Below are 6,633 nucleotides of genomic sequence, written 5' to 3' on the forward strand. Positions count from 1 at the left end.
ACAGTCGCCTACAAGACCGATCGTGGTACCTGAAGTGAGGTTGAGGTCAAGGAGAATTTTCGGGCCCGGACGGCCGCCGATCCCACCGTGCCCCCGATCCGTCGCACCGAATTCCCTCGCCGGGACGACCGAACCGATTGCCGCCTACCGCGACTCGGGCAGCGATCCCCTCGACCGGCGAGGGGATCGCGGACGCTGCTACTCCTGCGCGGCCGCATCCTCCGCGGCGTCGTCGGCCGCCGCTTCCGGAGTCACCGCGTCGGGACCGCCCTCCAGCAGCAGTCGGAAACCGTCTTCGTCCAGGATCGGCACACCGAGTTCCTCGGCCTTGGCCGCCTTGGAACCCGGCGCGTCGCCGATCACTACGAACGCGGTCTTCTTCGAAACCGAACCCGATGCCTTACCGCCGCGTACCAGGATCGCCTCCTTGGCGCCGTCGCGGGTGAAGCCCTGCAAGGAACCGGTGACCACGATCGAGAGGCCCTCGAGATTGCGCTCGATCGACTCGTCGCGCTCGTCCTCCATGCGCACACCCGCGGCACGCCATTTGTCCACGATCGCGCGGTGCCAGTCGACGGTGAACCATTCGGCGGCCGCGGCGGCGATGGTCGGGCCGACGCCGTCGGCGGCGCCCAATTCCTCCGCGGTGGCCGCCTCGATGCGTTCCATACTGCCGAATTCGGCGGCCAGCGCACGGGCCGCGGTCGGGCCGACGTGCCGGATGGACAGGCCGACCAGGACCCGCCAGAGCGGACGGTCCTTGACGGTCCGCAGATTCTCCAGCAAGCGCTTGCCGTTGGCCGATAGGTTGCCGTCCTTGTTCGAATACAGCGATGTGGTCAGCAACCGCGCCTCGTCGAGGTCGAAGAGATCGCCCTCGTCCGTGATCGCACCGGATTTCAGCAGATCGATCGCGCCCTCGTAGCCGAGCGATTCGATATCGAACGCGCCACGGCCCGCGACGTGATACACCCGCTCGCGCAGCTGCGCGGGGCAGTACTGCTGATTCGGACAGCGGATATCGGCGTCGCCCTCCTTCTCCGGCGCGAGCTCGGTGGCGCACTCGGGACAGTGCGTCGGCATCACGAATTCGCGTTCGTCGCCGGTGCGCGCGTCCACCACCGGTCCGAGCACCTCGGGGATCACGTCACCGGCTTTGCGGATGGTGACGGTGTCGCCGATGAGCACGCCCTTGCGCTTGACCTCCGAGGCGTTGTGCAGCGTCGCCATCGCGACCGTGGAGCCCGCGATGGAGACCGGTTCCATCACCGCGAACGGGGTGACCCGGCCGGTGCGCCCGACATTCACCTCGATATTCAGCAGTTTGGTGGTCGCCTCTTCCGGCGGGTATTTGTAGGCGATGGCCCAGCGCGGGGCCCGGGAGGTGGAGCCGAGGCGGCGTTGCAGCGCCATCTCGTCGACCTTGATCACCTGGCCGTCGATCTCGTGCTCGATATCGTGGCGGTGCTCGCCCCAGTAGGCGACCCGTTCGATCACCGCGTCGATGCCCTGCACCCGGCGGGTGTGTTCGGAGACGGGCAGGCCCCACGCGGCCAAGGCCTGGTACGCCTCGTACTGCGAGGTCGGGGTGTAGCCCTCGATGCGCCCGAAGCCGTGGCAGATCATCCGCAGCCTGCGCCGCGCGGTCACCGCGGGATCCTTCTGCCGCAGCGAACCCGCCGCGGTATTGCGCGGATTCGCGTAGGGCGGTTTGCCTTCCGCGACGATGGCGGCGTTGAGGGTTTCGAAATCCTCCAGCCGGAAGTAGACCTCGCCGCGCACCTCGAGCAGCGCCGGAATCGGGAAGTCGGCGTTCGGCGTCAGTTCACCGGGGATGTCCTCAATGGTGCGCGCGTTGAGGGTGACGTCCTCACCGGTGCGCCCGTCGCCGCGGGTGGCGCCGCGCACCAGCTTGCCGTTCTCGTAGACGAGATTCAGCGCGACACCGTCGATCTTCACCTCGCACAGGTAGTGCAGATTCGACCCGGTCTCGGCCTCGACCCGGCTCGCCCAGGTGCGTAGCTCGTCGAAGTCGAAGACATTGTCCAGCGAGAGCATCCGCTCCAGATGGTCGACGGCGGTGAAGTCGGTGGCGAAACCGCCACCGACCAGCTGGGTCGGTGAATCCGGCGTGCGCAGATCCGGATGCTCCTCCTCCATCGCCTCCAGCCGTCGCAGCAGCGTGTCGAACTCCCCGTCGGAGATGATCGGCGCGTCCCGCACGTAGTAGCGGAACTGGTGCTCGCGAACCTCGTCCGCAAGCTGCTGCCACCGCACCCGCTGCTCTGCCGTCGCCGGAATCGTTGCACTCTCGCTGTCACTCACCACACGCACATTAGTCCAGCCCACCGACACCTTCCGGGACGTTCCCGCACGTCGCCGCCGTATTCCGGGCGGATTCCACGCGTGCCGGTCCGCACCCGCATCGACGCGGCGGCTACTCGAACGTCAGCGACTCCGGCTCCTCGGCGAAGGCGCGAGCCACCTCGTTCGCCAAGCCGAGCGATCTGCGCGCCCACTCCAGCGGAGCCGAGCCGAGACCGCACGCGGGGCTCACGAGGACGGCGGCGGCCAGCGCGGCGCGCGGGAAGCCGAGTCGATCGATCAGGCGCACACCGGGTTCGGCGATCTCGCGCCAGGTCACCGGAATCGCCGGGGCGCTGGTCGGCACCAGCCCGAGAACCAATTGCTTTCCGGAGTCCAAGGTTTCGCCGATGCTGTCGAGATCCGCCGTACCGATGGCGGTGATATCGAAGCCGATGGCGGCGGCCGCGCTGCCGCGCAGGAAGTCCAGCGCGGGCGGTTCGGCGCAGCTGTGCACCAACACCGGGGCGGATTGCGCGGCGATCACCGCGTCCAATACCGCCAGCGCCTCGGGGGCGGGCATCGCGCGCACCGTATCGAGCACGCTGACACCGCGCAGCGAGCCGTCGAGTACCCGGGTGAGCGACGGTTCGTCCAGTTGGAGAACGACTTCCGTGCCGAGACGCCTGCGCACCTCGGCGATGTGCTGGGCAAGTCCCTCGGCCAGCGACTCCGAAATATCGCGTAGTGCACCGCGATCGGTGAGTATGCGATGTCCACCGGGAAGTTCCACCTGGGCGGCGAGGGTGAGCGGTCCGGTGGCCTGCACCTTGACGACGCGTCCGGTGCCCGCCGAACCCGATGTCTCCCAGGCTTCTTCGAGGGCATCCAGGTCGGCGCGCAGCAGATCTCGGGCGCGCCGCGACAGCGCACCCGGTCGCGGCGCGAGCCGGTATCCGCGGGTGGTGGTGTCGAATCGCATATCGACCAGCAGCGCCGAGACCCGGCCGATCATATCGGCGCCCGCACCGCGACCCGGCAGTTCCACCAGATGCGCCAGCTCGGTCAATTCCCCGATGACGGTCCCCGCGGCCTCACGCGGGTCGGCTCCCGGCCACGATCCGACGGCCGTCGCGATGCCGCCGGGCAACAGAGTCGACGGGCCCGCTTCGGCGGCGCCCTCCGCGTCGGTTCCGGTTTCGCTCACCACGTCCAACCCCTATCGGTCTCCTCGCTCGTGCCGGTTCGCCCGGCCGCGCCGGTCAGCACCGGATGCTCATGCATCTGATCGGGTTCGGACCGGACCGGGCGGGTCGGTCGCCCGGCGATTCGAGCATTCCGGCTCGATTCTCGCCGAGGGAGGCCGAGCCGATACGCGGCAGGCCCGACCCCCGCGGCTCGCGCGCGGATTTCAGTGCGCGGTGTCGGCGGTGACATCACTGCCGACGGTGTCGACCTCGCGGCCGGTGCCGCTGATCGTTCCGCTGCCGATCACCTCGTCGCCCGCCTCGTCCGGCCGGTAGAGCACCACGGCCTGGCCGCGGGCCACCCCGGTCAGCGGTTCGCGCAACCGGACGGACAGGCCGTCGCCCACCGCCTCGGCGACCGCGGGCGCGGTGCCGCCGTGCGCGCGCACCTGCGCCACACAGTCGATCGGCCCTTCGGGTGCGACACCCGAGGTCCAGATCGCGCGCTCCGCCGTAATGGTCCACACCTGCAAGTCCTCGGCCGAGCCGACGCGCACGGTGCCGGAGTCCGGGTCGATACCGGTCACATAGCGAGGCTTGCCGTCGGCGGCGGGCCCGGGCAGGCCGAGCCCCTTGCGCTGACCGATGGTGAAGCCGTGCACACCCTCGTGCTGCCCGAGCACCTGACCGCCGGAGTCGACCACCGCGCCCGGCCGGATGCCGATCTTCGCGCCGAGGAAGGCGCGGGTATCCCCGGAGGGGATGAAGCAGATGTCGTGGCTGTCCGGCTTGTTCGCGACCGCGAGACCGCGTTCGGCGGCCTCGGCGCGAATATCCGGCTTCGGGGTATCGCCCACCGGGAACATGGCGCGCGAAAGCTGTTGCGCGGTCAGCACCGCGAGCACATAGGACTGATCCTTGTCGGCGTCCACCGCGCGACGCAGCACCCCGTCCGACAGCCGCGCGTAATGCCCGGTGACCACGGCGTCGAAGCCGAGCGCCACCGCCCGGTCGGCAAGCGCCGAGAACTTGATCTTCTCGTTGCAGCGCAGACACGGGTTCGGCGTCTCGCCCGCCGCATAGGCCGCGACGAAATCGTCGATCACATCTTCCTTGAAGCGATCCGCGAAATCCCAGACGTAGAAGGGGATTCCGAGCACGTCGGCGGCGCGCCGGGCATCGCCCGCATCCTCCTTCGAGCAGCAGCCGCGCGAACCCGTGCGCAGCGTGCCCGGGGTCGCGGACAGCGCGAGATGGACGCCGACCACCTCATGACCTGCGTCGACGGCGCGGGCCGCCGCCACGGCGGAATCCACTCCACCGCTCATCGCCGCGAGTACCCGCATCACACACCACCTTTCGCTCCGGCAAGACCAGCGGCCCTGGCCCGCTCGACCACCTGGGGTAGGACCTGCAACAGGGCGTCCACGTCGGCGCGGGTCGACGTATGCCCCAAGGAGAAGCGCAGTGAACCCCGCGCCTGCCACGGCTCGACGCCCATGGCGATCAGTACATGGCTCGGCGAGGCCACACCCGCGTTGCAGGCCGACCCGGTCGAGCATTCGATACCGGCGGCGTCCAGCAGCATCAGCAGCGAATCGCCTTCGCAGCCGGGGAATGTGAAGTGCACATTCCCGGGCAGCCGTCGCGCGCCGAGCGGGCCGTTGAGCACGGTATCGGGCACGGCGTCCTGGATCCGCGCGATCATTTCGTCGCGCAACGCACTCAATTCGATAGTGCGCGCGGGCAATTCGGCCACGGTCTGGCGCAATGCGGCCGCCAGTCCGACCGCGCCCGCGGTATCGGAGGTTCCCGAACGCAGGTCGCGTTCGTGTCCGCCGCCGTGCAGCAGCGGTACGCACGGCACCTGCCTACCCAGCAACAGCACGCCGACCCCGTGCGGACCGCCGACCTTGTGCGCGGCGAAGCTGGCCGCCGACAGTCCGCTCGCGCCGAAATCGATCGGTAGCTGCGCGGCCGCCTGGACGGCATCGCTGTGCATGGGCACACCGAACTCCTGCGCCACCGCGACCAACTCGTCGATCGGCTGGATGGTGCCGACCTCGTTATTGGCCCACATGATGGTGACCAGCGCCACCTCGTCGGGATCCTCGGCCAGCGCTTCGCGCAGTGTGCGCGGCGACACCACACCGTCGGCGTCCACCGGCAACCAGGTCACCCGGGCGCCCTCGTGCTGCTCCAGCCACTCCACCGCGTCGATGACCGCGTGATGTTCGACCGCACTCGCCACGATCCGGGTACGGCGCGGGTCGGCATCGCGACGCGCCCAGAAGATTCCCTTGACCGCCAGATTGTCGCTCTCGGTACCGCCCGAGGTGAAGAGGACCTCCGAGGGTCGCGCACCCAGATTCGCGGCGACGGATTCGCGCGCCTCTTCCAACAACCGCCTGGCCGCCCGCCCGGATCCGTGCAGCGAAGAGGCATTGCCCGGCCGCAGGAATGCAGCGGTCATCGCCTCGACAGCGGCGGGCAGCATCGGTGTGGTAGCCGCATGATCGAGGTAGACCGTCTGGGGCGCAGCACCGTTGACCGGACCCGAATAAGCCGACTTCATGACCGACAAAGCCTATACCACCGCTGACCTGGGCATTTTTCGGGTACACCCCTGCTTTCTACGATTTTTCTACGATTTACCCAGGATCCTCAACACGTGTATCACCAATCGATATTCCTGGATCGGCGGTTCAGAGGCCAGGAATCCGCTCGAAACGACCGGCGCCGAGGGTTCGCGCCTTCCGCGCTTGCGCGGCGGGCAAGGACTCCAGGGTTCGTCGCCGAAACTCACCGACGTCGTCCAGCCATACCGCCATCGGAGGTAGGACCGGATCGCCGGTCAGAACTGACTCAGCTCGAGACGAGGTAGTCGACGACGCGCGGGCCGTTGTGGGCGAGCTCCGAGTCCAGCACACCGGTGCGGTAGGTCTCCCAGTCAGCGAGCTTCGGCTGATCGCGCTCGGCACCACGGTGGGCCATGGTTTCGCCGATGGCCGACGATTACCGCAACCAGGAAGAAAGGCGCGGTCACACCGTGAGCTAACGACGGCGCCGCCTGACACCGCGCGCGGCGATCCCGTCGAGCAGCATGCGCAGCCCCTGATCGAAATCATCTTCGACGGATGTG

Annotated in this window: 5 protein-coding genes; all 5 read right to left on the reverse strand. The window is 68.6% G+C overall.

What is annotated here, in order from left to right; all coding sequences use genetic code 11:
- Window positions 1-198 precede the first annotated feature (198 nt).
- The gene (gene ligA / locus AB0H61_RS06055) at window positions 199-2,325 is read right to left on the reverse strand and encodes an NAD-dependent DNA ligase LigA (protein ID WP_357299741.1); all 2,127 of its coding nucleotides are present in this window, start codon (window positions 2,323-2,325) and stop codon (window positions 199-201) included.
- A gap of 112 nt (window positions 2,326-2,437) precedes the next feature.
- Entirely contained in the window at window positions 2,438-3,454 is a 1,017-nt protein-coding gene (locus tag AB0H61_RS06060; RefSeq protein ID WP_357299939.1) for a methionine synthase, read from the reverse strand.
- Between the two features lie 261 nt (window positions 3,455-3,715).
- On the reverse strand, window positions 3,716-4,837 hold the full coding sequence (gene mnmA / locus AB0H61_RS06065; RefSeq protein ID WP_357299743.1) for a tRNA 2-thiouridine(34) synthase MnmA: 1,122 nt from the start codon (window positions 4,835-4,837) through the stop codon (window positions 3,716-3,718).
- Entirely contained in the window at window positions 4,837-6,066 is a 1,230-nt protein-coding gene (locus AB0H61_RS06070) for a cysteine desulfurase family protein (RefSeq protein WP_357299745.1), read from the reverse strand. The genes mnmA and AB0H61_RS06070 overlap by 1 nt, the downstream gene beginning before the upstream one ends.
- Before the next feature lie 290 nt (window positions 6,067-6,356).
- Window positions 6,357-6,485: a hypothetical protein gene (locus AB0H61_RS06075; RefSeq protein WP_357299747.1), complete on the reverse strand. Its 129-nt coding sequence runs from the start codon at window positions 6,483-6,485 to the stop codon at window positions 6,357-6,359.
- Window positions 6,486-6,633 lie beyond the last annotated feature (148 nt).

Origin of the sequence: Nocardia sp. NPDC050710 (genome assembly GCF_040654375.1) — a bacterium.
Classification (GTDB): Bacteria; Actinomycetota; Actinomycetes; order Mycobacteriales; family Mycobacteriaceae; genus Nocardia.

Bases quoted from the DNA above. Each gene is read 5' to 3' on its own strand.
- AB0H61_RS06070 (WP_357299745.1), bottom strand. From the start codon at position 6,066: ATGAAGTCGGCTTATTCGGGTCCGGTCAACGGTGCTGCGCCCCAGACG.
- mnmA (WP_357299743.1), bottom strand. From the start codon at position 4,837: ATGCGGGTACTCGCGGCGATGAGCGGTGGAGTGGATTCCGCCGTGGCG.
- AB0H61_RS06075 (WP_357299747.1), bottom strand. From the start codon at position 6,485: ATGGCCCACCGTGGTGCCGAGCGCGATCAGCCGAAGCTCGCTGACTGG.